The sequence below is a fragment of the Nonomuraea solani genome, assembly GCF_900108335.1.
Lineage (GTDB): Bacteria > Actinomycetota > Actinomycetes > Streptosporangiales > Streptosporangiaceae > Nonomuraea > Nonomuraea solani.
The window spans coordinates 1-1,658 of the sequence record NZ_FNVT01000072.1; the positions used below are offsets into that span (position 1 = coordinate 1).

The 1,658-nt window shown below is 67.5% G+C and carries 1 protein-coding gene; it reads left to right on the forward strand.

Translation table 11 applies throughout. From position 1 onward, the window contains the following. Positions 1-235: 235 nt before the first annotated feature. Positions 236-1,658, forward strand: a 1,423-nt coding sequence (locus C4V41_RS62695; RefSeq protein ID WP_160150811.1) for a hypothetical protein, incomplete at its 3' end; no start/stop codon positions are given.

Below are 1,658 nucleotides of genomic sequence, written 5' to 3' on the forward strand. Positions count from 1 at the left end.
GGCGGCCCACCTGTGGTTCCGAAGCGGAAGGATGGTCGTTCTCTGCCGCCTGCGTGATATGCCGCCGCGACGGGTTTTGCGTGGTCCGCAGAGCTGCATGGACTGTCTGGCCTGGGGAGTCTTCGGCGCTCGCCGATGCTCATCCTGCAACGTGCTTCGACACTGTTACCCGGGCAGCGAGGGCGAATGCGCCGGGTGCAGCCGGACGATCGCGCTGAAACGGGGTTACTGCAGGTTGTGCTGGCAGCAGGCCGCCTTCGAGTCGAAGGCCGCAGGCGGTTTGCCCCGCGGCGCGGTCTCGGTCCTGGCGTCGGGGGAAAGGCTGCCGTTCCAGCAGCTGTTCTTCGACCGGATGAAACGACGCCGTCCCGATAGCCCAGCCCATCAACGGGGATGGCGATCACGGCCCAAGCCGCCCCCGCCGCCCGCGGTCCGGCCCGCCGAGCGATGGGTCCAGCTCAGACTGTTCCAAGCACGCCGGGACTTCACCCGGTTCGAGGAGAGCACCGATGCTGATCTCGCCAATCCATGGCTGAACTGGGCGCTCTATCTCGCCTATCGGCGGGGCGAAGCGCGCGGGTGGCGGCGTGGTGTTCGATTCGCCGTCCAGCGCGCCCTGATCATCTTGTTGTCCCGGCATACCTCCCTCGACGTCATCTACTACTCGGAGGTGTTCCCCGCGCTGCGCGCGCTGGACCTCACCGTCGAGCGGACCGTCGAGGTGCTGCAGGAGATGGGGGTGTTCGTCGATGACCGGCCGTCGGCCTTTGACGGGTGGCTGGAAGCCAAGCTCGAAGGACTCACTCCAGGTATCCGAGACGACGTCGAGGCCTGGGCGCGGGCGCTGCACGGCGGCGCGCCGCGGATCAAGCCCCGCAACATCAAGTCGGTCTGGATCCAGGTGAACCGGCTCCGCCCAACGCTGCTGCACTGGTCAGACCGATACGACCACCTGCGGGAAGTCACCCGGGAGGACCTCGCCGCGGTCCTCAACGGCCTGCAAGGATCTCACCGCTCGAACTTCCTGGTTGCGGCCCGATCGCTGTTCGCGTTCTGCCGCAAACGGCGCAGCATCTTCCGCAACCCGACCCGCGGCGTCCGCATCGGCCAGCATCCTTACGGCCTCGTCCAGCGGCTCGACCAGGACGACATCGACCGGGCGACCGAAGCCGCCACCACCCCGGCCGCCCGGCTCGTGCTCATGCTCGCCGCCGTTCACGCCGCCCGCACCGGCGCCATCCGCTCCTTACTCCTCGATGATGTCGACCTCGGCAACCGACGGCTCACCATCGCCGGCCGCACCCGCCCCATCGACGAGTTCACCCATCAGATCCTGCTCGAATGGCTCGACTATCGGCGCACCCGCTGGCCGAACACAGCCAATCCCCACTTGCTGATCAATCAGCTGAGTGCCCTCGGCACCGGCCCGGTCTCCAAGATCTACTTCGCCAAGAAGCTCCGCGGTCAGGCTGCGACGCTCGAACGCCTTCGCGTTGATCGGCAGCTTGAGGAAGCCCTCACACACGGCCCGGACCCGCTCCACCTCGCCGCAGTGTTCGGCCTCGACCCCAAGACCGCTATCCGCTACGCCGAGAACGCCCGCGTTCTCCTGGCCACCGCAGCTGAAGAGCAAGACCCCGCCAGGCGCGACGAACCCA